This is a genomic window from Rhizobium sp. TH135 (genome assembly GCF_002855515.1).
Lineage (GTDB): Bacteria > Pseudomonadota > Alphaproteobacteria > Rhizobiales > Rhizobiaceae > Allorhizobium.
The window spans coordinates 477,992-503,422 of record NZ_PKRP01000001.1 but is presented as its reverse complement, the minus strand read 5'-3'; the positions used below and the strand labels follow the sequence as shown (position 1 = coordinate 503,422).

At 61.5% G+C, this 25,431-nt stretch carries 24 protein-coding genes; 6 read left to right on the top strand and 18 right to left on the bottom strand.

Annotated features, from left to right (window positions below; translation table 11 throughout):
• Positions 1-149 precede the first annotated feature (149 nt).
• Positions 150-1,037 (top strand): UTP--glucose-1-phosphate uridylyltransferase GalU, encoded by an 888-nt coding sequence (galU, locus tag C0V73_RS02470; RefSeq protein WP_102018397.1) that lies wholly within the window; start codon positions 150-152, stop codon positions 1,035-1,037.
• A 23-nt stretch (positions 1,038-1,060) separates the two neighbouring features.
• On the opposite strand, the gene C0V73_RS02465 is transcribed toward galU, so the two are convergent.
• On the bottom strand, positions 1,061-2,611 hold the full coding sequence (locus C0V73_RS02465; RefSeq protein ID WP_102018396.1) for an outer membrane beta-barrel protein: 1,551 nt from the start codon (positions 2,609-2,611) through the stop codon (positions 1,061-1,063).
• A 155-nt stretch (positions 2,612-2,766) separates the two neighbouring features.
• Between C0V73_RS02465 and C0V73_RS02460 the strand changes: the two genes are divergently transcribed.
• Positions 2,767-3,762: a KpsF/GutQ family sugar-phosphate isomerase gene (locus C0V73_RS02460; RefSeq protein ID WP_102018395.1), complete on the top strand. Its 996-nt coding sequence runs from the start codon at positions 2,767-2,769 to the stop codon at positions 3,760-3,762.
• Between the two features lie 3 nt (positions 3,763-3,765).
• Here the strand turns inward: C0V73_RS02460 and C0V73_RS02455 are convergent, their stop codons facing one another.
• The 11 genes from C0V73_RS02455 to C0V73_RS02405 form a co-directional block, all read right to left on the bottom strand.
• Positions 3,766-4,053, bottom strand: a complete 288-nt coding sequence (locus tag C0V73_RS02455; protein WP_102018394.1) for a type II toxin-antitoxin system RelE/ParE family toxin — start codon at positions 4,051-4,053, stop codon at positions 3,766-3,768.
• On the bottom strand, positions 4,053-4,289 hold the full coding sequence (locus tag C0V73_RS02450; RefSeq protein WP_102018393.1) for a ribbon-helix-helix protein, CopG family: 237 nt from the start codon (positions 4,287-4,289) through the stop codon (positions 4,053-4,055). The genes C0V73_RS02455 and C0V73_RS02450 overlap by 1 nt, the downstream gene beginning before the upstream one ends.
• A gap of 47 nt (positions 4,290-4,336) precedes the next feature.
• Positions 4,337-4,795, bottom strand: a complete 459-nt coding sequence (locus C0V73_RS02445; protein ID WP_102018905.1) for an NfeD family protein — start codon at positions 4,793-4,795, stop codon at positions 4,337-4,339.
• 5 nt (positions 4,796-4,800) lie between these two features.
• Positions 4,801-5,802 carry an SPFH domain-containing protein gene (locus C0V73_RS02440; protein ID WP_102018392.1) on the bottom strand — a complete coding sequence of 334 codons (1,002 nt, stop codon included), beginning with the start codon at positions 5,800-5,802 and terminating at the stop codon, positions 4,801-4,803.
• A gap of 200 nt (positions 5,803-6,002) precedes the next feature.
• A complete protein-coding gene (locus C0V73_RS02435) occupies positions 6,003-7,958 on the bottom strand; it encodes a methyl-accepting chemotaxis protein (RefSeq protein WP_102018391.1) in 1,956 nt (651 codons plus the stop codon).
• Between the two features lie 86 nt (positions 7,959-8,044).
• Positions 8,045-8,653: a hypothetical protein gene (locus tag C0V73_RS02430; protein ID WP_102018390.1), complete on the bottom strand. Its 609-nt coding sequence runs from the start codon at positions 8,651-8,653 to the stop codon at positions 8,045-8,047.
• 394 nt (positions 8,654-9,047) lie between these two features.
• Positions 9,048-10,082 carry a ferrochelatase gene (gene hemH, locus C0V73_RS02425; protein ID WP_172449974.1) on the bottom strand — a complete coding sequence of 345 codons (1,035 nt, stop codon included), beginning with the start codon at positions 10,080-10,082 and terminating at the stop codon, positions 9,048-9,050.
• A 121-nt stretch (positions 10,083-10,203) separates the two neighbouring features.
• Complete coding sequence (locus C0V73_RS02420) at positions 10,204-12,090, bottom strand: 5'-nucleotidase C-terminal domain-containing protein (RefSeq protein ID WP_102018388.1); 1,887 nt, start codon at positions 12,088-12,090, stop codon at positions 10,204-10,206.
• Between the two features lie 204 nt (positions 12,091-12,294).
• A complete protein-coding gene (gene omp10 / locus C0V73_RS02415; RefSeq protein ID WP_102018904.1) occupies positions 12,295-12,660 on the bottom strand; it encodes an outer membrane lipoprotein Omp10 in 366 nt (121 codons plus the stop codon).
• 185 nt (positions 12,661-12,845) lie between these two features.
• Positions 12,846-14,288, bottom strand: a complete 1,443-nt coding sequence (locus C0V73_RS02410; RefSeq protein WP_102018387.1) for a homospermidine synthase — start codon at positions 14,286-14,288, stop codon at positions 12,846-12,848.
• Positions 14,289-14,424: 136 nt separating this feature from the next.
• The gene (locus tag C0V73_RS02405) at positions 14,425-15,318 is read right to left on the bottom strand and encodes a DUF3445 domain-containing protein (protein ID WP_102018386.1); all 894 of its coding nucleotides are present in this window, start codon (positions 15,316-15,318) and stop codon (positions 14,425-14,427) included.
• Between C0V73_RS02405 and C0V73_RS02400 the strand changes: the two genes are divergently transcribed.
• Positions 15,302-15,694: a hypothetical protein gene (locus C0V73_RS02400; protein ID WP_143708300.1), complete on the top strand. Its 393-nt coding sequence runs from the start codon at positions 15,302-15,304 to the stop codon at positions 15,692-15,694. The genes C0V73_RS02405 and C0V73_RS02400 overlap by 17 nt on opposite strands.
• A 5-nt stretch (positions 15,695-15,699) precedes the next feature.
• Positions 15,700-16,002, top strand: coding sequence for a type II toxin-antitoxin system RelE/ParE family toxin (locus C0V73_RS02395; RefSeq protein ID WP_102018384.1), 303 nt, complete (start codon positions 15,700-15,702; stop codon positions 16,000-16,002).
• 4 nt (positions 16,003-16,006) lie between these two features.
• Here the strand turns inward: C0V73_RS02395 and C0V73_RS02390 are convergent, their stop codons facing one another.
• From C0V73_RS02390 to C0V73_RS02370, 5 genes are read right to left on the bottom strand one after another with little or no spacing between them, the layout of a single operon-like run.
• Positions 16,007-16,291, bottom strand: a complete 285-nt coding sequence (locus C0V73_RS02390; RefSeq protein WP_102018383.1) for a YciI family protein — start codon at positions 16,289-16,291, stop codon at positions 16,007-16,009.
• A gap of 4 nt (positions 16,292-16,295) precedes the next feature.
• Positions 16,296-17,594: a hypothetical protein gene (locus tag C0V73_RS02385; protein WP_143708299.1), complete on the bottom strand. Its 1,299-nt coding sequence runs from the start codon at positions 17,592-17,594 to the stop codon at positions 16,296-16,298.
• 8 nt (positions 17,595-17,602) lie between these two features.
• The gene (locus C0V73_RS02380) at positions 17,603-18,223 is read right to left on the bottom strand and encodes an aminotransferase class IV family protein (protein WP_102018381.1); all 621 of its coding nucleotides are present in this window, start codon (positions 18,221-18,223) and stop codon (positions 17,603-17,605) included.
• Positions 18,208-19,368, bottom strand: a complete 1,161-nt coding sequence (locus C0V73_RS02375) for an aminodeoxychorismate synthase component I (protein ID WP_102018380.1) — start codon at positions 19,366-19,368, stop codon at positions 18,208-18,210. The genes C0V73_RS02380 and C0V73_RS02375 overlap by 16 nt, the downstream gene beginning before the upstream one ends.
• A 20-nt stretch (positions 19,369-19,388) precedes the next feature.
• Positions 19,389-21,239 carry a M3 family oligoendopeptidase gene (locus tag C0V73_RS02370; RefSeq protein WP_102018379.1) on the bottom strand — a complete coding sequence of 617 codons (1,851 nt, stop codon included), beginning with the start codon at positions 21,237-21,239 and terminating at the stop codon, positions 19,389-19,391.
• A gap of 251 nt (positions 21,240-21,490) precedes the next feature.
• On the opposite strand from C0V73_RS02370, the gene C0V73_RS02365 reads away from it, so the two are divergent.
• Both C0V73_RS02365 and C0V73_RS02360 read left to right on the top strand, forming a co-directional pair.
• A complete protein-coding gene (locus C0V73_RS02365) occupies positions 21,491-22,996 on the top strand; it encodes a sigma-54 dependent transcriptional regulator (RefSeq protein WP_102018903.1) in 1,506 nt (501 codons plus the stop codon).
• A gap of 188 nt (positions 22,997-23,184) precedes the next feature.
• A complete protein-coding gene (locus tag C0V73_RS02360) occupies positions 23,185-25,044 on the top strand; it encodes a DUF882 domain-containing protein (RefSeq protein WP_102018378.1) in 1,860 nt (619 codons plus the stop codon).
• 77 nt (positions 25,045-25,121) lie between these two features.
• Here C0V73_RS02360 and C0V73_RS02355 read toward each other — a convergent pair whose 3' ends face one another.
• A complete protein-coding gene (locus C0V73_RS02355; protein ID WP_054148241.1) occupies positions 25,122-25,388 on the bottom strand; it encodes a DUF2312 domain-containing protein in 267 nt (88 codons plus the stop codon).
• Positions 25,389-25,431 lie beyond the last annotated feature (43 nt).

The following is a 25,431-nucleotide window of genomic DNA, read 5'->3' as shown; positions in this document are numbered from 1 at the left end:
TTCACCACAGGTTAATGCTGTTCAGTCAACAAACCCTTTACCACGTTGTCTGCCCAAGCTTAGTCTTTGCCAATTTGAAGCAATTGTATGTTACTGGCCGTGACCGCGTTATGAAGGCGTTAATCGATTATATCCTCGAGGAGGGATGAGTGGTTCAGTCTAAAAAGCTCCGGAAAGCCGTGTTTCCCGTTGCCGGTCTCGGCACCCGTTTTCTGCCCGCCACCAAGGCCGTGCCGAAGGAAATGCTCACAGTCGTCGACAAGCCGGTCATCCAGTATGTGGTTGACGAGGCCATCGAGGCTGGCATCGAGCATTTCGTATTCGTTACAGGCCGCGGCAAAGCGGTCATCGAGGATTATTTCGACATCCAGTTCGAGCTTGAGCAGACGCTGAAAGCCCGCAACAAGAATGCCGAACTGTCGCTGCTCGATTCGTTGCAGCCGACTGCAGGTCAGACCAGCTTCACGCGCCAACAGGAGCCGCTGGGTCTCGGACACGCCGTCTGGTGCGCCCGTGACATCGTGGGGCACGAACCCTTCGCCCTTCTTCTGCCTGACATGATTATGCGCGGAGAAAAGGCCTGCCTCAAGGGCATGGTCGAACTTTATGAAAAGACCGGTGGCAATATCGTGGCCGTCGAGGAATGTGCGCCCGAACAGGCCCACAAGTATGGCATCGTCGGTGTCGGCGAGACGCTCGAAGGTGGCTTCAAGATCACCCAGATGGTTGAGAAGCCCGCCAAGGGAACTGCGCCCTCCAACTTCTTCATCAACGGTCGCTATATCCTGCAGCCTGAGATCTTCGAGATCCTGTCGACCCAGGAACGCGGTGCCGGCAACGAGATCCAGCTCACCGACGGCATGCTGAAGCTCGCGCAGGCCCAGGATTTCGCCGGTTACCACTTCAAGGGCGAGACCTTCGATTGCGGCGCCAAGGATGGCTTCATCCTCGCCAATGTCGCCTTCGCCATCGAGCGTGCCGACATCCGTCCGGCCATCGAAGATCAGCTCAAAGCGCTGCTTGCAGCGTTGAAGTGATTTTGCATTCCTGACCGCCGGGCTCAGCGCTTGGCGGTCAGGCCTACCAGCGCCGTCAGGCTGTCGTTGTCGCTGCCGGTCTTGTAGTTCGTCCGCTCGTAGTTCAGATCTGCCGTCGCATCGAGATAGCGGTTGACCTTCCAGGTCAGGCCCGCGCCGGCGAGATAGGCGGTCGTATCGCTCGATGCGGCATCCCCATCATAATTCGTGAAGGTCGTGCCACCGGTCAGGCGGGCGACAAGGTTCGTGCGCAGGTCATGCGCAAGCTGCGCCGTCACGCGATGGATGGTGGCGCCGTTGACGCCTGCCGTTGTCGATGGGTCAATGCTTGTGTCGAGGGTCACGTCGATGCTGGTGCCCTCGCGCGGTGACCAGAAGATGTTGCCGTCCACGGTCAGTGCCGAGAGGTCTTCCAGGCGCGTGTCGTCGTATTTCTGATGTTTGTAGCCGACCGCAATTTCGCCGCGCAGCTTTTCGCCGAGATCCACGGCGACACCGGTTTTCGCACCATAGAGATCGGCAGAGCGGCGGTATCCAGCCGAATCCTCGGCGTCGTCATAGTCGATCTTGCCGATCGTGCCTTCGACGAAGGGAATGAGGGCCGGTGAGAGTTCATAGCCGAGGCGGGTGCTCAAGGCGTAGCGGTTGCGGTTTCGATCGCTGCGCTCCAGCGTCGAGCCGTCCGAGAGTTCGGCATCGGAGTACTGGTAGCGGGTGATGTCGGCGGCGATGGAGCCGCGGATCAGGCCGAAGTCGCGTTCGATGGAAGCTCCGGCGCCATATTCATTCACGCCGGACTGGACGCGCGCGCCCGATACCGCGTTCGGATCATCCGTGTCTTCGCGGCTGAAGCTGTAGGAGCCGGACAAGGTGGCGATGGTGTCGTCGGCGAGGTCGAGGCGCAGGCGTGCGTCGATGTCTGCGCGCGGCTTATCGGTGCCGTCGCCCGATAGCGTTTCTTGCCATGCGCCCTCGGCACCCACGGACAGTTCATGGCGCGACCAGTCGGAGGTAATCGTGCCCTTGAGGCCGGTTTCCGAGAAGATCCTGTCTTCCTTCACGCCGCCGCTTTTTTCCGTCTCGCTGCCCAGCTTCTGGCTGATCGAGGGACGCAGGATGAGGGTGCCGAGGCGGATGCCGCTGTCGTCTTCGGAATCGAGTTCGCGATTGATGCGGTCGGCTGTAGGGTTGTCCAGGCGAGTCTCGCGGACGTTCTGGCGCCCCAGGCTTTCGTCGACCGGGACGGCGTCGGTGTCGGCGAGCGGTTCGAGGGTCTGTGTGGCGGGATCGACAGAGCCGGTCGCCAATGGATCGGCTGCCGCCGAGGGGGAGGCGGCGACGTCCGTCAATGTTGATGCGCCGTTGCCAGCGATGGTTCCAGCTGTGGTTCCAGTTGTGGTCTGTCCTGCCGTCGGCAGGAGAGAAACGGAAGAGGCGGTCGCTGTCGTCGGTTGGGTCTGTTGTGCTGCCAGCAGGGACGGATGCGCGAGCACGGACAATGCCAGCACGCTTGCAAAAGCGCGCAGCCCGAGGCGGCCTGTGCCGCGCGTGTCCCGATTTTCGATTGAATTCATCCCTGCGCCCGGCAATCTGCAATGCTTACCCAAACGTAAAGCCTGATGGTTAATGTTTGGTTTCGACGCCATCGGGCGGACGCGCCCCTGCGCCTCCGCAGCCCGCCGCATCGCACGAGAATTTACACCAGCCCTCAAACGCAGTATGGGACGGCATGATCAAGCGCGCAGTCAATCTCGTCGAAGCCAGTGCCACCGAATCCGCCCTCCGGGTCATCTCGACCGAGCGCGAAGGATTGCGGGTGCTCGAGGAAGCGCTGGCGGGTCCGCTCGCCGCGCCCTTCTGCCATGCCGTGAAGACTATCGGCGACATCGGCGGCCGGGTCATCGTCACCGGCGTCGGCAAGAGTGGCCATATCGGCTCGAAGATCGCGGCGACTTTCGCCTCGACCGGCACGCCTGCTTTCTTCGTGCATCCCTCGGAAGCCAATCATGGCGATCTCGGAATGATTGCGCAGGACGATGCGATCCTTGCCATCTCCTGGGGGGGCGAAACCGCGGAGTTGCAGGGCATTCTTGCCTTTTCCCGTCGCTTCTCGATCCCGCTGATCGCAATCACCGCCGGTGAAAATTCGACGCTGGCGCGCAATGCCGATGTCGTGCTGTTGATGCCGAAGGTTCAGGAAGCCTGCCCGCATGGGCTGGCACCGACAACGTCTGCCGTGCTGCAGCTGGCGATCGGCGATGCCATTGCGATCGCCCTTCTCGAAGCGCGGGGTTTCTCGCCCTCGGATTTCCGCACCTTCCATCCGGGCGGCAAGCTGGGTGCGGCACTCACCCATGTGCGAGATATCATGCATACCGGCGACCGCGTTCCGCTCGTTCCGCTCGGCACGCCAATGCCCGAGGCCGTGAAGACGCTGTCGCACAAGCATTTCGGCTGTGTTGGCATTACGGATGACGCTGGCCAACTCTGCGGTATCGTCACCGAAGGTGATATGGCACGCAATCTCGCCCGCGATCTCTCGATCCTCAACGTCGAGGACGTGATGACCCGCAATCCCAAGGTGATCAAGGGCGACGCGCTGGCGACGACTGCTGCCGCCATGATCAACAAGCATGGGATCGGCGCGCTGATTGTGGTCGATGAAGACAATACGCCCATCGGGCTCATTCACTTCCACGACCTGCTTAGGATCGGCGTGGCCTGAAGCTCAAGGGAAGTTGTCCGGCCACTCCCGTGCCCCGTGGATGACGCTCAGGATCTCGACGCCGGCTTTGATGCGATAGACCACAATGTACCGCGTGCGGGTGATGACGAGTTCGTGCGTCCCTGCCAGCCGGCCGGTGCGTCCGATTTCCGGGTTTTTGGACAGCAATCTGTCTGTCTGAGTGAAGATCCTGCTTATCAAACGATGGGCGGACGCGGGACGCTTTTGAGCGATGTAGTCCTGTATCTCTTCCAGATCCTGGATCGCGGGAAGAGACCACGAGACCTTCATCAGCCAGGCCGATATTTGTTGAGGACCCGGTCCACATCCGAATGTGACGCGAATTCCCCGCGGTCGGCCGCTTCGATGGCCATCTCCACCTTCTGGACAAACCGTTCTTGCCACTCGATGGAGTGGCCCTTTTCCAATGCGTCCTGGATGATTTGCGAGCGAGAGCCACCGGATCGGGCTGCAAGAGCGTCGATCCGGGCTGCGAGGTCCGGTGCAATATCGAGTTCTACCGTCATATGCTCACTATGCCACGGATTGCTAGAGGTTCAACCTCTCCCGCTCGTTACGCCTCTTCGACCATCAGATCGCGTCCGTTGCTGGAGACGATGCGCACGCGGGCGCCACCCGGCAGGTCGGGGCCTGATACCAGCCAGAAGGTGTCATCCAGGCGGATCCGGCCGCGGCCCTCGCGGATCGGTTCGGCGAGCACCGCCGTGCGACCCACAAGGCTTGCGCCCCGCTGGTTGAGGAGTGGCTCGTCGCTTTCGGTTTCGAGGCTGGAGAAGTAGCGGCGGCCCGCCAGGGTGAAGACCACGGCACTGGCGGCGAAGACGAGTGACTGCACCTGCCATGTCCAGAAGCCGGCATCCCAGAGCAGCAGCGATACTGCTCCGGTCAGGATTGCGCCGAGCCCGATCCAGACGAGGAAGACGCCGGGCATCACGAGTTCGGCCGCCAGAAGCAGCATGCCGAGCACCCACCAGCTCCAGGGGCCGAGTTCTGCGATGATGCGGCCGATCATGGCCATCACTCGCCGTTCGGGTTGAAGGAGGAGATCGGCGGTGTGGTGCGGACTGGCGTTGCCGGACGCGGCGGGGCAGGGCGCTTGTCCTCGCCGAAGACCTCGCGGGCAATGGCACCGATGCCGCCGAGCGAGCCGATCAACGCGGTTGCTTCCATCGGCATCAGGACGATCTTGGAATTGTTGGCCGTGCCGATCGCAGTCATTGCTTCGGTGTATTTCTGGGCGACGAAGTAGTTTATGGCGTTGACGTCACCGGCGGCGATCGCTTCAGACACCAGGCGCGTTGCCTTGGCTTCGGCTTCGGCCAGACGTTCGCGGGCCTCTGCCTCGCGATAGGCGGCCTCGCGCTGGCCTTCAGCCTCAAGGATGGCAGACTGCTTGGCACCCTCTGCGCGCAAGATCTGCGCGTTGCGGAAGCCCTCGGCTTCGAGAACCTGGGCGCGCTTCTCGCGCTCTGCCTTCATCTGGCGCCCCATGGCATCGACCAGATCGGCGGGTGGCTGGATGTCCTTGATCTCGACGCGCGTAACTTTAATGCCCCACGGACGGACGGCCTCGTCGACGACGCGCAGTAGGCGATCGTTGATCACCTCGCGGTTAGAGAGAAGTTCGTCGAGATCCATCGAGCCCATGACCGAACGGATATTGGTCATGGTGAGGTTCAGGATCGCGTTTTCGAGATTGGCCACTTGGTAGGCGGCTTCAGCGGCGTTCAGCACCTGGTAGAAGGCCACGGCATCGGCTGACACCGAGGCGTTGTCCTTGGTGATCACCTCTTGGGTGGGCACGTCGAGGACCTGCTCCATGACGTTCATCTTGGCGCCGATGCGCTCTACGAAAGGGATGACTAGGTTGAGGCCCGGTTCGAGCGTTCGCGTGTAACGGCCGAACAACTCTGTTGTGTACCGGAAGCCCTGGGGAACGGTCTTGATACTCGCGAAGAGCACCATAACAACCAGAAGCACGAGAGCAATGACGACGATGTCCGGACCAGTAATGGGCATGAATTCCTCCAGCAATGGCGCGAGAAACGATCGCGCCCCCATGGGCTAACATCGTGGGGTGACAGGGGAATTGCAAGGGTGAGAGATCACAGCCGGGGGAGGCAGAGGTCGATCATCACAGGATGAGGGCGGGCCCAAAAGCAGAAGGGCGGCGGGATTGATCCCGCCGCCCTTTCGTTCCTGTTGGATATCGCCTGGTCTCAGAACTCTTCCCAGTTGTCCTGAGCGACTGCCGCATTGCCGTGGCTGCGTGGGGCAGGGGCGGCGTGGCGGGCGGGTTCGGCTGCACGCGGTGCCGGAGCACGATGGGCAGAAGGCTGCGCCATGGTGCGGGCGGTTTCGCGCAGTGCCGATGCCTGCGTTTGCTGCACGCCGTCGATGGTGAAGTGCGAGATCAGGTCACGCAGCTTGGCGGCTTCTGTCGCCAGAGCACCGGAGGCAGCGTTGGATTCTTCCACCATTGCAGCGTTCTGCTGGGTCGTCTGGTCCATCGAGTTGACGGCGTGGTTGACTTCCGAAAGGCCGGTTGCCTGCTCCTTGGCGGAGATAGCGATGGCATCCATGTGGGTGTTCATCTCGGTGATGAAGCCGCCGATGGTGCGAAGCGCCTCGCCGGTCTTGCGAACCAGGTCCACACCGCCTGCAACTTCTGTCGAGGAGTTCTGGATGAGTGCCTTGATCTCCTTCGCCGCATTCGCAGACCGCTGGGCAAGTTCGCGGACTTCCTGTGCGACGACTGCAAAACCCTTGCCGGCTTCACCGGCGCGAGCCGCCTCGACGCCTGCATTGAGCGCGAGCAGGTTGGTCTGGAAGGCGATCTCGTCGATCACGCCGATGATATTGGAGATCTGCTGCGAGGAACCTTCAATGCGGCGCATCGCGTCTTCTGCCTTGGCAACAACGTCGGACGACTGGGTCGCGGAAGTGTTGGCCTGAGCCGCGACGGATCGGGCTTCTTCGGTGCGCTTGGTCGAGTTGACGACGTTTGCGGTGATTTCCTCGACGGCGGCTGCCGTCTGCTCCAGGGCTGCGGCCTGCTGTTCGGTGCGCTTGGAGAGGTGATCGGTGCCGGAGGCGATCTCGCGGGTGCCGGTCTCCATGGTCGCAACGCTGTTGGTGATGCCGGCCATGGTCTGGTTCAGCTGGCGGACCGACTGGTTGAAGTCGTGGCGCAGGGCCTCGAAATCAGGGGCAAAGGCTTCATTGATCTGGAAGGCGAGGTCACCGGCTGCGAGGCGCTTCAGGCCGGTCGCAAGGCCAGAGGTCGCGATCCGCAGACGCTCGGCTGCGTCCGCTTCGGCGCGCTGCTGGGTCGCGATGCGCTCGGCCTCTGCCCGCTGGCGGTTGCCTTCAGCTTCCGATTCCAGACGCTTGTTGGCGATCGCGGCCTCGCGGAAGATCTGCATGGACGCTGCCATCTGGCCGATCTCGTCCTTGCCGCCCGACACGATCTCGACATTGAGGTCGCCGTTGGCGAGCCGGTCGGTCGCCGTGGCGAGCCTGGTCAAGGGGCGCGAGACGAGTCGGTAGTTCAGGAAGCCAAGGAGTGCTGCCGCAGCAGCGACGATGATAGAGGCAAGCAGGCTGACAGTCTCGACGATTTCGAGCGCTTCATTCTGGCCGGCCGTCGCAGTTGCTGCGCGGGTAGCCATTGCGCTCTTCACTTCGGTCAACTTGGTCTGGAATGCGGCTGCAAGAGCCTCACCTTCGCCCGTGACTTCGATTGCGCGGGCGAGCTCAACGGTCGCGGGGTCGCGCATGAGCAGGATCTGGCGATCAACGAAATTGGTCTTCCAAGCATCCAGTGAGGCAAAAGCTTCGTTCAGCTTCGGCAGTTCCGACGGGGCAGCTTCGGTGAAGAGCTTTTCGAGTGTCGCCTTTTCCTTCGACATTTCGGCGACGACGTCCTGCGCTGAGGCAGCGTAGTCACGATTGCCTGTCAGCAGGAATGTCTTCAGCTGCAGGTTTGCCACAGACAGGTCGGTGCTGAATTCTTCAATCGCCGCCGCGACCTCGTTAACGGTTGCTGCCTCGGAGACCTGCTCATGGGCGACAATCGATCTGTTGTAAATGAATGTGGAAGACGCAATGGCGATGGTGGCCAATATCCCGAAAGCGATAAAGCCTTTTGCGCTCACGGATAAGTTGTTGAGCATGACGCTGGTCCAGTCTCAGTCAGAGAGGGAAGAGTTGACATTCTTTCATCGACACCGGCGCGTTCATGCACCAGCCACTAGACCGTTCAGGACGCGGCCAGCAGTCGTCTTTCAAGCTCGGTCAGATTGATTTCCATGGTCACTGCGCCAATCTTCTTCTTGGAAGCGTCAAGCAGCGTGAAGCTGACCTGGTTGCGCCAGATCTTCGCCTCGTCGTCCCATTCGGGGGCGTCGACGAACATCGCGTCGTCTGCCACGTCGAAGGTTTTCTGGAACTTGTCTTCGTCACCCTGCCAGAAGTCGCTGGTCACAGAGCTCTGGCCGACGTTCAGGCCGTTTTGGTCCATGACGAAGATTTCGGCATAGAGACCGAGCGACTTGCCCTGGATGCGGGCGAGGTAAACGGACAAGGGGCTGGAGAGGGTTGCTGCGATCAGCGGCTTGTCTGTCGCCTCGCGCTCCGCCTTCCACTGGTTGTCGAGCGCATCGATCTGTTCCTGCGCCATGTTGGACAGACGCTTGTTCTGGGCGTCGACCGATACCTGGACGATTTCGGCGTTGATGATGCCGCGCATCTCTTCGATCAGTGCCGGCGAAATGAGCTTGTTGACGTCCGGCTCCGGCGTTTGCGCATGGGCCGGCATGAACGACATCGCGACAAGGGCGGATGCCAGGGTCATACGGAAGTGATGCATGGGTGCTCTCCTTTGATGCCCTAATTCTAGGCATCATTATTAAACGGACCGTTAATATAAGAAATCGTTCCCGTAAAATTATATTTAAATCCAATGATTTATGCGGTTTCCCGCAATCTTTGAGGTGGAGACCCGACAGCCCGAGGTTGCCTCGGGAACGCGCAAGCAGGAGCGGATTGCCGCACTAACCAGATGAAAAAGAATGGCAAAACTTGCGCGGGCCGCGCTGCAACCTGGTACCCGCTTCATTTTATCGTGAGAGGGAAGACGTTCTGGTTGCATACATGCAGCCGCGCTGAAATGAGACGGACTGTGGGTGAAATATGAGGACCTGCTGAAACGAAAACGGCCGCCTCGCGGCGACCGTCTCTCAAAGTCCATGGGTCAGGCTGGTTCAGGCCCAGCCCTGCAATTCCCGCCGAACGACGTTTTCAATCACCCGCATGCCGTCCTCGCTGTCGTTGAGACAGGGGATGTGCGTGAATTTTTCGCCGCCGTTATGCAGGAAGTCCTCGCCTGCTTCGCCGGCGATTTCTTCCAGCGTTTCCAGGCAGTCCGAAACGAATCCCGGGTTCAGGATGGCGATGCGCTTTACGCCTTCCTTGGCGAGCTTCTCGACCGTCTTGTCGGTGTAGGGCTGCAGCCATTCCTCCGGCCCGAAACGGGACTGGAAGGTGACCATCAGCTTCTCCTTCTCCCAGCCGAGATGCTCGCGCAGCAGGCGCGTCGTCTTGTAACACTGGCAGTGATAGGGATCGCCCTTCATGAAGTAGGACTTCGGAATGCCGTGATAGGAGGTGATCACCAGTTCTGGCTCCCAGTCGAGGGAGGCGAGGTGGTTGTTGATCGAGTTGGCAAGTCCCGCGATATAGACCGGGTCGTCGGCATATTGTGGAACGGTGCGAAGTGCCGGCTGCCAGCGCATCTTGAGCAGCGCCTTGAAGGCCTCGTCATTGACCGTCGCCGTCGTTGCGGCTGCGTATTGCGGGTAGAGCGGATATACGAGGATGCGTTCGCAGCCTGCCTTCTGCATTTCGTTCATCTTGGCTTGGATCGCCGGCTGGCCGTAACGCATGGCCCAATCGACATGCACGTTCGGCAGGTCCTTCAGGGCGACCGCGAGCTTTTCCGCCTGGCTGCGGGTGTAGGTGCGCAGGTAGCTCTCGTCGAGCTCCTTGTTCCAGATCTCCTCATAGGCCTTGCCGACCTTCTGCGGACGCTTGTTGAGGACGATGCCGTAGAGGATCGGATACCAGAACCAGCGCGACCATTCGATGACGCGCTTGTCCGTCAGGAACTCCTCGAGATAGCGGCGCATGGACTTGTAGTCCGTGCCGTCAGGTGTGCCGAGGTTGACGAGCAAGACGCCGACCTTGCCGAAATTCACGGGCGGATGGTCGGAAGGCCAATGGGCGGGAAGTGCATTCATCTTGATATCCTGGTGATGAGATCTCGACCGATACGTCATGGAGGCTTGTTGAGATCATCTGATAAAAGCAAAAGCCGGCCCGGGGAAGCCCGGACCGGCTTTTGCCGTGCGTCAAACGGTCTTACTTCGCCGGCAGCTGCAATTCGCGGCCGATGGAGATCACGTTCGGATTCCGCAGCGTGTTGGCTTCGGCAATCTTGCTCCACATCAGACCGTCGCCATAGGTGGCCTCGGCGATCTTCCAGAGGCTGTCGCCAGCAACCACCTTGTAAACGGTGGCGGCGGTCGCGACTGCCGCTTCCGTGGCGGTCGCTGCTGGGGCCGGAGCCTCGGCAGCAGGCGCTGCGGGTGCCGTCGCGACAGCTGCGGGTTCCGTTGTTTCGCCCGCCGGCGGCGCCGTTGCGGCGATCACCGTGATGCGGCCGTCGGTGTAGGGCTTGTAGGGGCTGTTCTTGGAAATGTAGTCGGCAAGCACAGCTTCAAGGCCGGGGCCGAAGTCGTAGGCGTTCTGGCCACCGGTTGCGAAGACCTTGTAGCCGTCACCGCCGGAGCGCATGTAGTTGTTGGTCGCAACGCCGTAGACCTTGTTCGGGTCGATTGCGACGAAAGCATCGCCTTCCTTGACCTCGACCGAGTTGATCCGGCTGCCAGCCGGCTTGGTGAGGTCGGCGGTGTATTTCAGGCCGGAGACCTGGGGGAAGCGGCCAGCGGCCTCTTCAACCTGGCTTACGCCGTTTTCCAGTGCCGCCACGACGTCCGAGCCCTTCAGCTGGAACGAAGCGAGCGTGTTCTGGAAGGGCAGTACGGTCAGGACTTCGCCCATGGTGACGGTACCCGCATCGATCGATGCGCGCAGGCCGCCACCGTTCTGGATGGCGATGGTGATGCCCTGGTCGCTGAGGCGATCGACCATGGCGTCGGCGACGAGGTTACCCATCGTGCATTCCATGGCGCGGCAGGTCTCGCGCGAGCCATCGACGGCTTCGGCCGTCGCGCCGATTTCCTTCTGCTTCAGCTCTTCGATCGGGCCTGCAAGTTCTGCGACCTTGGCGACGAAGCCAGCGTCCGGGGTGACGGATGCATCCAGCAGCTTCGGCTCGCCGGTTGCCGTCTTGACGACGCCGGCATCGTCGAAGACGACGGTCAGATCGCCGAGATACTTGGAATAGGCATAGGCCTGGACGATGGGCACGTCCTTGCCGGCCGGGTTCTTCACCATGGTCGGATAGGGGCCGGCCGCCTTTTCGTCGGTGTTGGAGAGCAGCGTGTGGCTATGGCCGCCAACGATGACGTCGATTCCGTCGACAGCTGCTGCGATTTCCTGGTCCTTGACATAGCCAACATGCGAGAGAAGGACGATCTTGTCGATGCCCTGGCCCTCGATCTCCTTCACGGCTTCCTTGAGGTAGCCGATCTCGTCGGCGAACAGGACTGCATCGCCCGGAGAGGAGGTTTCATCGGTATCGGTCGCGAGCACGGAGACGATCGCGACCTTCTCTTCGCCGAATTCCTTGACGATGTATGGCTTGAACTTGTCGGCCACCGGTGAGTTGAGGCCGGCCAGCGTATTGCCCGAGATCATCGGAAACTTCAGCGCGTCGATGAATTTCGCCAGCTCTTCGGGGCCGTCGTCGAATTCGTGGTTGCCGATCGCCATGGCGTCGAAGCCGATGCCGTTCATGAAATCGGCGATCGGGGCGCTCTTGTAGGTGGTGTAGAAAAGCGAACCCTGGAACTGGTCGCCGGCATCAAGCGTCAGCACGTTCTTGCCGGAGAGTTCTGCGCGGCGGGCGTCGATCGCGGTCTTCACACGGGCAATGCCGCCGAAGCACTCATTGGCGGCCGCATCTTCTGCCGAGCAGGTGGAGTCGGACTTGCTGATTGCCTCGATGCGTGAATGCAGATCGTTGATGTGCAGGATGTTGAGTTCGAAATCGGCCAGAGCGGTTCCGGCCGTGAGGGCCAGCACCGAGGCGCTGAATAGGCCAATCTTCAAGTGTTTGAACATCTTGTATCTCTCCTGTTCCAATCCATCACACCCATCTGGCACGCAATCATGACAGCCGCATGCCAGAATTCGGATGGCGGATGTTTTCATCAAGGCCGGGGCAGGGCAAGTAAAAATCCGTCGCCGCCCGTATGTTAGTGGTTGTAGAACGACAAAAGCGGCCCGTGGGGGCCGCTTTCGAAATCACCGTCAAATCGGGTCTGATCAGACGCTGCTGCGAGCGAGCGAGAACTGCGCGCCGCTGTCAGAGGTGCAGTTGAGCTGCGTCGGGGTGACGAGCGCGCAATTGACTTTCTGCCGGGTGTTGCGAACCAGCGAGGTCATGTTGATCTCGACGAGGCGGTCGTTGACCAGAAGATATGTGCCAGAAGCAAGGATCTGGTTCGAGTCGGTGGTGCGGGTGGTGAAGGTGCCACCCTGGAACGTGGATGTGATCCCGTTCGGGTCAACCCATGCACCCTCGATGGAGGGACCCTGCTGGACGGCCGGCAACTGGCGCGGCGGGCTCGAATAGCAGGAGGTGAGCGCGAGGCTCGCTGCTGCGACGGCGACCAGGGACTTGGTTTTCATTCTTGTCTCCCACCAACTCGGCGGTTCGGCTGCGCCGCCCGCCTTCTGCATTGTCATCAAAACATGCCGCGAAGCCTTGGTCAAAGCAAGGCGATTGCCCTGCGTTGTCGGGGTTATCCCGGGCTTGCTCTGCATTGCAAAAGGCCCGCCGCGAGCGACGGGCCTCCATTGCGTGCCTAAATCGCTCAGCGGACCAGAATGTTCCGGAACTGCCAGGGATCCTTTTCGTCGAGGTCTTCCGGGAAGAGGCCCGGGCGGCCGTCGAGCGGGGTCCAGTCGGTGTAGTGACCTTCGACCGGGCCGAGATAAGGCGACTGCACTTCAAGGCAGCGCTTGTAGTCCATCTCGTCGGCTTCGACGATGCCGGCCTTCGGGTTCTCGATCGCCCAGACCATGCCGGCGAGCACGGCAGAGGTGACCTGCAGGCCGGTTGCGTTCTGGTAAGGGGCGATCTCGCGGGTTTCTTCCAGCGAGAGGCGCGAACCGTACCAGTAGGCGTTCTTGTCGTGGCCGTAGAGCAGCACGCCGAGTTCGTCGACGCCGTCGACCAGCTCATCCTCGTTGAGGACGTGCAGGACCGGCTGCTGCGTGCCGCCATTGCCGAACATCTCGTGCAGCGAAAGTACGGCATCGTTGGCCGGATGATAGGCATAGTGGCAGGTCGGGCGGTAGGTGACTTCGCCATCCTTTTCGACGGTGAAGTAGTCGGCGATCGAGATCGACTCGTTGTGGGTGACCAGGAAGCCGTATTGCGGACCCGGCGTCGGGCACCAGGTGCGCACGCGGGTATTTGCGCCCGGCTGCTCCAGATAGATCGCGGCCTTGCAGCCCTTCTTGTGCTTCTTGGCGTTCTTCGGCATCCAGTTCTCATGGGTGCCCCAGCCGAGTTCGGCAGGCTGCAGACCTTCCGAGATGAAGCCTTCGACCGACCAAGTGTTCCAGAAGACGTTGAGCGGCTTCGGGTTCTTGGTGCGCTGGGTGTCGCGTTCGGCGATGTGCACGCCCTTCACGCCGACCTTCTTCATCAGCTTGGCCCAGCCTTCGCGGTCGTTCTGATCCGGCTCGTCGAACTTGATGCCGAGTTCGTTGGCGACGTTGACCAGAGCCTGCTTGACGAACCAGGAGACCATGCCCGGGTTTGCACCGCAGGTGGAGACGGCCGTCGTGCCGCCCGGGTTCTTCGCCTTTTCCTGGCGGACCGTTTCGCGCAGCGCATAGTTGGTGCGCTCGGAATTCTTCATGTTCTTGTCGAAGTAGAAGCCGAGCCAGGGCTCGACGACCGTGTCGATATAGAGAACGTCGAGCTTGCGGCAGAACTTCATCAGGTCGAGCGAGCCGGTGTCGACCGAGAGGTTGACGCAGAAGCCCTGGCCTTCACCTTCGGTCAGAAGCGGCTTCAGAAGCTTCTTGTAGTTGTCCTTGGTGACATGGGCCTGGATGTGCTTGATCCCGTGCTTGGCAAGCAGTTCCGCTTCGTCGTTGCGGGGATCGATGACGACCATCCGGCTCTTATCGAACTTGAAGTGGCGTTCGATCAGCGGCAGGGTGCCGCGGCCGATCGATCCGAAGCCGATCATCACGATCGGGCCGGTGATCTCGCCATAAACCGGGTAGGTCTTTTCGCTCATTCTTGTCTCCTTGGAGGCCCGGTTCTTTTGCCCGAGCCATGTTTCCGGCCTGTGTTTTACGGCCAGAGCGATACTGGCGGTTCTAGATCACAAAACTCTGACACAATAAAGAGTGCGGGCGAGAGGCGAGGGGCTCTCAGATGCTATTTTCCGACGCTGCATCTTGCCGCAGCCGCGCCACGAGCCTTGATCGTTGTTGGTCAAGGCCCTTGTAGCGAAGCTGGGCCTCGCTCAGAGCCTCCAGCTGGTCGGCGAGTGCCACGGCGAGCCGCCTGCCATCCGCATGTCTTTCGAACAGAGTGACGGGGTCGAGATAGATGCGGATCGTGAAGACGATGGCGCCGGTCGCCGGCAGTTTCGTCAAGGTCTGTCGCTCGACCCGCACGACGGCCTCGTCCGGCTCAGCGGTGTCGTTGCGACCGGTTTCGGGGTGAAAAAGCTTTTGCTTCCAGTTGATCGACCAGTTGAAGCGTTCGGTCGGCATGCCGGGCGCCAGATTGTCGAAAATGCGGTTGATCATCGCGGCATTGCGCGTGCCGCCTTCGAAGCCAGGCACATGCTCGTGGACCTCCTCCATCGGCCGGTTGAACTTTTCTGCAAGCAACCAGGAAGAGGGGAAGGAAAGATGGGCCGCTGCGATGTACCAGCCCGCCTCGCGCCTCATCATGATGACGAGGTCGTCCTGAACCAGCATGCCAGCGCGGAGTAGCGGGGGGATGGTCTCGTCGGAAAGGTCGAGGGTATGGCCAACGACATGTATGAGGTCGCCGTCGCGACGGTAAAGCTCCTGATGCTGGGTTTCCAGATGCGAGACAAGTTCGGTCAGACATTCCTGCTGAGCGACAAGGCTGTCGTCTGTCGCGCGGAAGATCTCGGGGAGGCGGGTCGCGGCGAGGTCCCGCTTCTCGGCGAGATAGCGGGTCAGATCGCTGTCCGGTTCGATCCAGCGGTTTGGATCGAGCGCCGAGAGGCCGATGGTGAAGGGGCTGGTTGGGCCGGCATAGGGGGTGTGGGTGAGTGATGAGGACATGGAGAAGTCAGCCTTGTTTGCTGTCAGCCTGCCGCCTTGCTATCATGATGACAAGATGTCTCGGTGTGTTCCACGCCGTTTGAATCCGGGAGTTTCATCAATGTCAGGACAGTTGGAGCGAATTGCCCTCTCGCATGAGACGATCTCGCGGTTAAGGTCGTCTGCGGCCCAGAGCCAACGCGACGAACGCGAATTGCTGGAGGAAGCTGTCGTCGAGTATCTCGATAGACACGAGATGGAGCTGGCTGCTGTCGAAAAAGGCATGGCTCTGGCCAGCGCGGACGGGTTGATTTCCCACGATGCCATGAAAGGCTGGCTTCAGAGCTGGGGGACGACAGAAGAAGTCCAAGCCCCAGATGCTGATCTCAGCCGGTAAGCCAGATGAAAGTCGTCTGGTCCACGACTGCACGCCACGACCTCGTTCATATCCGAGCCTATATTGCCCGGTTTCATCCCCAGGCCGCGCGCAAAGTGGGTAGCCACATCGTTGAAGCGGTCGACAGCATTTCCAGACATCCGGAACTGGGCACCAGAACAAGACTGGTGGATGTGCGCAGACTGGTCGTGCCAGGTGGACCTTACGTAATCTACTATCGGTTGGCAGCTACCAGCATCGAGGTCCTTGAGGTCTTCGATGGACGGCGCGCAGCGCCTAGAACCATCGGTCCGGAAGACGAAGTCTGAGGTTTTATCCCTTCAACCCTTCCAGCCCGGCTGCCGTTCGCGTCACAGCCACTTCCGTCACCTCATACACGGCGACACCCTCTGCCGCGAAGGGGTCGGCCGCGACATAAGCCTCGATCTCGGCTCGATCGCCCCGGGCGAGGATCACTCCACCGGTGCGTGGGTTCTTGCGGCCGGAGGCGAGGAACAGACCGCTGTCATAGCCGGCATTCACCCAGTCCATATGCGGCTGCATCAGGCGATCGGCTTCTTCGGTGGGCTTCACATAGGTGAGGGAGAGAATGAACATCTGACTATTTCCATTGGGCCGCGGTCGCGGCGTCACGGCGCTGTCGCGCCAGAACGAGGAGGCAGGTTGCTGCCGCGATCAGCGGCAGGATGCGGTGGTGGTAGCGGTCGGGTGGGCCGGAGACCACTGCGAACAGGCTGTCATTGGCGAGGCAGATCAACAGCAGGATGAAAAGCCAGCGCCCGTTTTCGTCGCTGGTCCCGCGCCAGCCGACCATCAAGGCTACAGCAAGGCTTGCATAGAGGCCCCACCGCAGTCCGGTCAGACCTGCGAGGTTGGCATCCGATTGCCAGATGCCTTGTGCCTGCCAAGAATTCGGGAATGCCTCTGGCATCGGCTCGTTCAGGCGCGCAATAAAATCGAGGCGCGTTCCCGTGCCGTAGAAGCTTAGGAAATCCCGGAGGATGATGTCAGCCGTTTCGAGCGGCATCTGCGTGATCGCGGCCCGGATGATCGGCCAGGCATGATCGCGTTCGAAGGCGGCGAGTTCGAAACGGTCGGGAAACGCGCGCATCAGGTCCCAGAAGAAATCGCGCCGGCCGGCATTCTCGGGACGTTCCCGGATCCTTTCGATTAGACTGGCGGCGTCACACAGGACGACTGCATCGCTGCGCTCGCACTCTTCCCGCAGCAGAACGGGTTGGACGGAGAAGAGGCGGGCCGCGAGGAACGTGCGTCCGAGAGACGGGGTCTCGGGGAAGTATTTGGCATCCAGAAAGCTGCTGACGCCGATGGTGGTGGCGATGGCCAGAACCGGCATCATCATTGCCTTTCGGAAGCCGAAGAGCAGCGCCACCAGCATGGCCAGCACGCTTGCCAGGATCAGGCCGCTGGCGTGGCCGGAGAAGAGGATGCCGGCGGACAAAGCGAGAAACGGGCTCTTGTTTCTGATCGAGACGATCAGAAAGACGACGGCGGCGAAGAACCAGGAATCCACGAGCACGGCACTTGTGTACAGCGGTTGCAGCGCGAGCACGGCGAGCGGCAGGATCAGCCAGTAGCCCCGCAGGTCAAAGCTGCGGATCAGAAGCAGCCAGGCTGCCGCATTCACGACGGCATTGAAGACGGGAAGGGCCCAATAGCCGATCAGGCCATGCAGCGGGGCAACCAAGACCGCGGCCGTCTTGGCCCGCATCCAGTTCACGCCCTGTCCGGAATAGGCGATCGAGTCGTCCATCACCCATGGGAAGCCGTTGAGCCATGCGGGCAGAAGGAAGAGCGCGACCAAGGACAGGCCCATGAGGGCGGTGGCGGCATTTGATGGTCCGGGAACGGCGGCGTTCGGGGGCAGTAGGTCTGCCATTGCGGTGCCTATTCCACCAGTTCGGCGGGGATCAGGCCGCGCAGGGAATTGCCGACGAAGAGTTTCCGGTGGCGCAGGTCATCGAGTTTCAGCACCTCGCCGCGCGCCTTTCGCTCGCGGATCAGTTCGGCGCGCAAAACGCCTGGCAGCAGCCCGCTGGTGAGCGGCGGTGTGAGCAGCATGCCGTCGGCAGCTTCGGCGAAGATGTTGGTGATCGTGCCCTCGCAGACCTCGCCGCGCTCGTTGAACAGGATCACCTCGTCGGCCTCGTCCTTCGAGAATTCGGCGCGCGCGGCTTCATAGGGTTCGCGGCGGGTGGTCTTGTGGCGGAAGAGGCTGTCTTCGGATTGCAGCCGCGTCTTGGCGATCTTCAGCCGCCAGACGCTTTCTTCCGGCACCGGCTCGAATGGCGTGGCACTCACGTCCATCTTGCCGCGATAGGTCATGACCAGGCGGACGCGCAGAGGTTCGCTGCCGGAGACTTCCTTCTCAAGCTTGCCTTTCGCGTCCTGCGGCTGTCGAAAGCCGAGCGCATCAGCCGAGCGGGAAAGGCGACGCAAATGCTGGTCGAGCCGCAGGAAACCCGCGTCCGGCTGCCACCGCAAAGTCTCGATCAGCGAGAAATCCATTCGTCTCCCACGGCAAAGCGCGCCTTCAACAGGCATTCCTCGTATTCGGCCTCGGCCTTCGAATCGAAGACGATGCCGCCGCCGACATTGAAGACGGCGCGGCCGCCGTTGAAAAGGGAGATCGTACGGATCGCAACCGAAAATCGCATCGGGCCGGCTGGATCGCACCAGCCGATCGCGCCGCAATAGATATCGCGCGGACCGGCTTCCAGTTCATGCAGGATGCGCATCGCCCACATTTTCGGCGCCCCCGTCACGGATCCGCATGGGAAAAGGGCGGCCATGATCTCGGCCAGGCCGATGCCGGGCGAGAGTTTTGCCCTGACATAGCTCACCATCTGGTGGACGGTCGGATAGGTCTCGATGGCGAAGAGCTTGGGGACCGACAATGTGCCGACCTCGCTGATGACCGAGACGTCGTTGCGCAGGAGATCGACGATCATGCGGTTTTCGGCTTGCGTTTTCTCGTCGCCGAGCATGGCCGCGATAATCGCCTCGTCTTCCTCCGGGGTAGCACCCCGGGCGGCTGTGCCCTTCATCGGGCGGGTTTCGAGCCAGCCGTCGTCATCCACGGAGAAGAAGAGTTCGGGCGAGCGGGACAGGATGACCGGATCGCCGAAATCGATCAGTGCGCCGTAATGCACCGGCTGGCGCCCGACGAGCGACCAGAAGGCGGCACGGGGATCGCTGGACCAGCGGGCCTCGACCGGCATGGTCAGGTTTGCCTGGTAGCAGTCGCCCTTGCGCAGGTGATGATGCAGCCGATCGAAGCGGGTGCGATAGGTGTCGAAATCCCAGCCCGCTCTGGGATCGGTGAGCAAGGGGGCATTCGGGATGTTCGAGGGCGCTTCAGCCAGCGGGTGTTCGGCCGGTGCGGGGGCGGCGAAGACCCCCATGGCGATGAGCGGGGTTTCCCGCCCGTCTTCTACCAGAGGACGGAGCTTCGGCTCAAAGACGAAGCCCGCTTCATAGGACAGATAACCCGCCAGCCATTTGCCGGCTTTCCGGTGCGCTTCCAATGTGGCGAGCGCAGGCTCGACCTCGTCCGCCGTCCGGGCGACGACGAGCGTCTCCGGTTCGGCAAAGACGAGGCTCGTCCCCGCGCGGTCGTCGCGGAAGAGCGCATAGGGCGCGTGGTCACGCATGGGATATCGGCGGCTCCGGTTCAGGCTGCCTTATCTAGCGCTTCCAATTCGTCGATCAGCCCCTCGATCATCGACAGTCCCTTGGCCCAGAACGACGGATCGGTCGCATCGAGCCCGAACGGAGCGAGAAGCTCCGAATGATGCTTGGTGCCGCCGGCCTTCAGGAGCTCGAAATACTTGTCCTGGAAGCCCTGATCGGCGTTCTGGTAGACGGCGTAGAGCGAGTTCACCAGGCAGTCGCCGAAGGCATAAGCATAGACATAGAAGGGCGAGTGGATGAAGTGGGGGATATAGGCCCACCAGGTCTCATAGCCTTCCGAGATCTTGATCGCCGGCCCCAGGCTTTCCTGCTGCACGGATAGCCACAATTCGCCGATCTTCTCGGCCGTCAGTTCGCCTTCCTTGCGGGCCGTGTGGATCTTGCGCTCGAACTGATAGAAGGCGATCTGGCGCACGACCGTGTTGATCATGTCCTCGACCTTCTGGGCAAGCATGGCCTTGCGCTCGCGCTTGTCCGTGGTCTTGTCGAGGAGCGCGCGGAAGGTCAGCATTTCGCCAAAGACGGATGCGGTTTCGGCAAGCGTCAGCGGCGTCTGGCACATCATCGCGCCCTGGCCGCCGGCCAGCACCTGATGCACGCCATGGCCCAGCTCATGGGCCAGCGTCATGACATCGCGCGGCTTGCCGAGATAGTTGACCAGCACATAGGGGTGGGCGGACGGGACCGTCGGATGGGCGAAGGCACCAGGCGCCTTGCCCGGGCGAGCGGGCGCGTCGATCCAGCCGCCGTCAAAGAAGCGGCCGGCGATCTCGGCCATTTCAGGCGCAAAGCCACCATAGGCCGAGAGCACCATGTCCTTGGCCTCGTCCCAGGAGATGAGACGGTCCGGTGTTTCGGCCAGCGGCGCATTGCGGTCCCAGAAGTTCATCTGGTCCATGCCAAGCCACTTCGCCTTCATCTTGTAGTAGCGATGCGACAGGCGCGGATAGGCCTCGCGTACGGCCTCTGCCAGGGCATCGACCACTTCCCGCTCGACGCGGTTGGCCAGATGGCGGCTATCGGCGATGTCCTCGAAGCCGCGCCAGCGGTCGCAGATGTCCTTGTCCTTGGCGAGCGTGTTGGTCACCAGGGTGAAGATTCTGATATTTTCCTTGAAGGTCTTCGACAGGGCTTCGGCTGCCTCGCGGCGCTTTTCCGGATTGGCGTCCTGCAAAAGCGTCAGTGTTGGCTCAAGCGGCATTTCCTCGTCGCCGACCTTGAGGCGCAGCGAAGCCAGCGTCTCGTCGAAGAGGCGATTGAAGGCGGCGGCACCAGTTTGCGACTTCTCAAGGAAAAGCTGCTCGATCCGGTCGTCGAGCTGGAAGGGCTTGTCCTTGCGCAGATCGACGATCCAGGGGCGGAAATGGCCGAGTGCGGGGTCGCGGTCCATGGCGGCGTCGACGGCATCGTCGGCAAGACGGTTCATCTCCAGCGGGAAGAAGAGGAGGCGGGCCGACATGTCGGTGAGCTTGGCCTGGATGTCGCCGAAGAACTTGCCGTTCGCCGGATTGGTCATGTCGGAATAATAGGTGAGGCCGGCATAGGAGGCGATGCGGCCAAGCAAGTCTTCGAGCGCATCCATCTCGCGCAGGGCCTGGGCCAGCGAGTTTTCACCGACGGTTTCGAGCGCGATCGAAAGCTTGCCCTTCCATTTGGTCTCGAAGGCAAGCGCATAGGATCCCGCCTTCTCGACGGCACCGAGGAATTCGCTCGAGGTCTGACCCGGATAAAGATCGTCCAGCTTCCAGACGGGCAGGTCGCCGAGGTTCTGATTTCCGCTGGCGGAAGCCGGGTGGGCGGGGCTCAGGGTGGGGCGGCGGTCGATCGTCATGGCGATGTCCTTTCTTCTCTTCGTTCCGGAGATGTAGTCAGTCGCCTGCGGATCGGCAAGCAGCGGGGTGTGCCGCCATGGTGCGACATCCGTGTTCGCACGCACCGAGACACCTGTGGATTGTGCCAGAAACGGTTAAGGACCGTTAAAATGCGAGGCTTTCTCCCAAGAACATCTTCAGGCCTTTCTGGCAGTCTCCCCGCGATAACCCAGGAGCGCGAATGCGCCGAAACAGCCCCGGGGAGCGCAAGTTGACCGCACAGATTCTACTCATCGATGAAGATGCTACCGAGCGCCGCAGCATGAAGGCTGCGATTGAGGCGCACGGCCACGCCGTCCATGTCGCTGATACGGCGCATGCCGGCATCGATCTTTTCCGCCGCCATCGCGACGCCATAGGTGTCGTTGTGATCGACGCGGCATCCGCCGAGGGCCTGAACCCCAACATCATACCCATGCTGGCCGAGATCAATGCGGCCGTGCCTGTGATTGTCGGGACTGCCGAAGGTGCGACGGAGACGGCACTCAATGCAGTCCGTGCCGGCGCTTTCGACTTTCTGGTCAAGCCGATCGCCCAGGAGCGGCTGATCGGTGCCATCGAATCCGCGCTCAAGATCCATCGCACCAGCCTGCAGGGCAGGGCGCCACGCCGGGCCCGCACTGGGTCCGTCAGTTTCGTCGATGTGATTGCTGCAAGTGCCGCCATGTCTCGCGTGGTTGAACTCGGCCGCCGGGCAGCGCAATCGACCATCCCCGTCATGCTTGAAGGGGAGGCGGGTGTTGGCAAGGAACTGGTGGCGCGTGCTATTCATGCCGCAAGCGATCGCTCGTCGCGTCCGTTCGTCGGGTTCAACTGCAATTCCATTTCTCCGGCCCAGATGGAAGAGGTGCTGTTCGGCAGCGAAAGCCAGATCGGCAAGCTTTCCGAGGCCGAAGGCGGCACGCTTTTCATTGAGGAAATTAGTGAGTTGCCGCCCGGCGGCCAGATGCGGCTGCTGGAGCTTGTGCAGACGGGCGAAGTCCATGGTGGCGGTCAGCAGCGTTCGGTGAAGGCCAATGTCCGACTGATCCTTGCGACCAACAAGGACCTGATCGAAGAGGTCAAGGCTGCGCGTTTCCGCGAGGACCTCTATTACCGTCTCAACGTGTTTCCCATCACCATCGCGTCGCTGCGCCGACGCAAGGAAGACATCCCCCATCTGATCCGGGCCTTCGTCGAGCGTTTCTCGCTGGAGCAACGCCTGCCGAGGACGCTTCAGGTGGAATCGTCGGCGCTTGCGCTGCTCACCTCATTCGACTGGCCGGGCAATACGCGGCAACTCGAAAACGCGATCTTCCGCGCCGTCGTGCTGGCTGATGGTGTAAGCCTTCGCGAGGCGGATTTCCCGCAGATCTCGGCCCAGATGAAAGACCATCGCAGTGGAGCCGCCGGTCCGGATGCACAGCCATCCGTTCCGGAGCAGAGCCCGATTGCCAAGGTGCAGGCCGCTCTTGCCGAGCGGGCGGCGGGTCTTGTGGCTCCATCCACAGGTTTCAGTGGCGGCGCATCCGGCAATGTCATCGTCAGCACGGACGAGGCTGGCAATGTGCGCAAGCTTGCTGAAATCGAGGAGGAACTGATCCGTTTCGCGCTGAAATTCTACCGCGGCCAGATGAGCCAGGTGGCGCGAAAGCTGGGCATCGGGCGCTCAACGCTCTACCGCAAGCTCAAGGATTACGGAATCGATCCCGACGATCCGCAGAAGGATGCCGCTTGATTTGCCTCAACCGTTCGATGTTAACTCTGGGGTAAGCTTAATCGCCTACCAAAGGTCTAAGCACTTGTTAGGCAAGCGTTCACTATAAATGGACAGCTTGTGCGGATGTGGCAAATTTGCCATGGTATGACCGCATTTGACGTTCATTTCGGTTGGCGTGGGACGTAGTCTTTCGGACGGGGATTGCATTGCAGGCATCGCAGGACATCAGCGCGCTCCATATGCAAAGCGGGCGCAAAACCCGGCTTGCGTCCGCGCAGTTGGCAGCGAGGCTGCTTTTTTCGCTGTCTGCCGTCCTTCTGATGGCTTTCGGTGGACTTCTGGGTAGCGTTGGTTCGGCACATGCTGAAAGCCGCACGCTCAATATCGAATTCGTTCACACCGGCGAACGCGCATCGATCACCTTCAAGCGCAATGGCCGCTATGACCCCAAGGGTCTGAAACAGCTCAACTATATCCTCCGTGACTGGCGCCGCAACGAGCCGACGAAGATGGACCCGCGCCTCTTCGACCTCGTCTGGGAAGTCTATCGTCAGTCGCGCGCCAAGGGTTACATCAAGGTCGTCTCCGCCTATCGCTCTCCGGCCACCAACTCGATGCTGCGTTCGCGCTCGAAGGGTGTTGCCAAGGAAAGCCAGCACATGCGCGGCACGGCGATGGACTTCTACATCCCCGGTGTTCCGCTGAAGACGCTGCGCGAACTCGGCGTGAAGATGCAGGCCGGTGGCGTTGGTTACTACCCCAATTCCGGTTCGCCCTTCGTGCACATGGACGTCGCAGGCGTCCGCGCTTGGCCGCGCATGAACCGCCAGGATCTCGTCCGCCTCTTCCCGGACGGCAAGACCGTGCATATTCCCGCCGACGGCAAGCCGCTGCCGGGCTATCAGCAGGCGCTCGCCGAGTACAAGCGCCGCGTTGCCTCCGGCAATACTGTCATGATCGCTGAGGAAAAGTCCTCGTCGCGTCCGCGCAATTTCCTCGCCATGCTGTTCGGCGGTGGCGACGAGGATGAAGTCGAGGATGTTCCGGAACCCGCCGCTCGTCCTTCCGTGGCACAGCCGCAGCAGGCTCCCGTCGCACCGCGCGAGCAGCCTGTCGTAACCGCTTCCGAGCCGGTGATGGTCGCCAATGCGCTTCCGGGTGTGGATGCGGCCGACGCGCCTGTTCCGCAGGCACGGCCTTCACTGCGCCCGGCTGACAACAGCCTCGCCGTGGCGCTTTACCAGCCGCCGCGCAATGCGGCTGAGGATGCCCTCCAGCAGGTCGCAAGTGGTGTTCCTGTCCCGGCCTCTGCGCCAGCGGATGAATTCGCCGATCTTGCTTCTCTGACCACCGTGCCAGTGCCGACCCTTCTCAATCCGCGGCCGCAGGCTGGCGGTGCCGAGCAGGGCGTTATGACCGCCTCGATCGACCCGAGTTCCGAAGCCATGCTTTTGGCCGAGGGCATGGCTGTTCCGGTACCCGCGGCGCGTCCGCAGGTGGCCGAGGCGCTCCTTGCTTCCTCGCAGGCTGAAGCCGAAGCCGAGGTGGACGAAGTCGAGCAGGCGATCCTGTCGCCGGAAGCGGCCGCCGCACTGGAAGACAGCACCATTCCGGAAATGGCAGCCCCGATCCCGTCGAGCGCGCCTGTCCAGGCTGAGCTGACGGCTGCCCCTGAGCAGGCCCCGGCTCCCGCCCAGAAGCCCGTCGAGGTCGCATCGATCCCGCAGGAAACGGCGGCTGTCGAAACCACGACGCAGTTCGGTGACATGTTTGACGCTCCGTCCGACGCCGTGCCGAATGCCGATGCGGCCCTGCCCAAGAAGGGTGGTCGCCCGGGCCAGGAAGATGCAGAACGGGCGCATATGGCCATGTATGGTGGCACCAAGCTCACCAAGGGCATGATCGAGCAGTGGGCCCTGAACCAAGGCAAGTTCGACGCCGTCTCCAAGCCGGTCAAGGCGCCCCGCGTCGTGTCGCGCTCGCTGGTCGCTCCTGCTACGGCAGTTCCGGATGGCTTCCGCCTCGATGCCACGACGATCGACCCGAGCCGCTTCGGCGCTCCCTGATCGTCAAATCAGCCAGTTGATAGACAATAAAAAACCCGCCGGATTGGCGGGTTTTTTATTGGCTTTCGAGATGTCGCTCAGCCTTCCGGCGGGCTCTCGATCATGCCGAGCGCGTGCAAGTAGGTGTCGAGGATCAGATCCTCTTCCATGCGCTCCTGGTCGTCCTTCTTGCGCAGCGCAATGACCTTCTTCAGGATCTTGGTGTCGAAGCCCATCGACTTGGCTTCGCCGTAAACGTCCTTGATGTCATCGGCGATGGTCTTCTTTTCTTCTTCCAGGCGCTCGATGCGTTCGACAAAGGCACGGAGCTGGTCGCGGGCGACGCCGTGAGCGGCATCAGACATGGGCAATCTCCTTCATTGCAGGGATGGCATTCTTGAGGTGGGT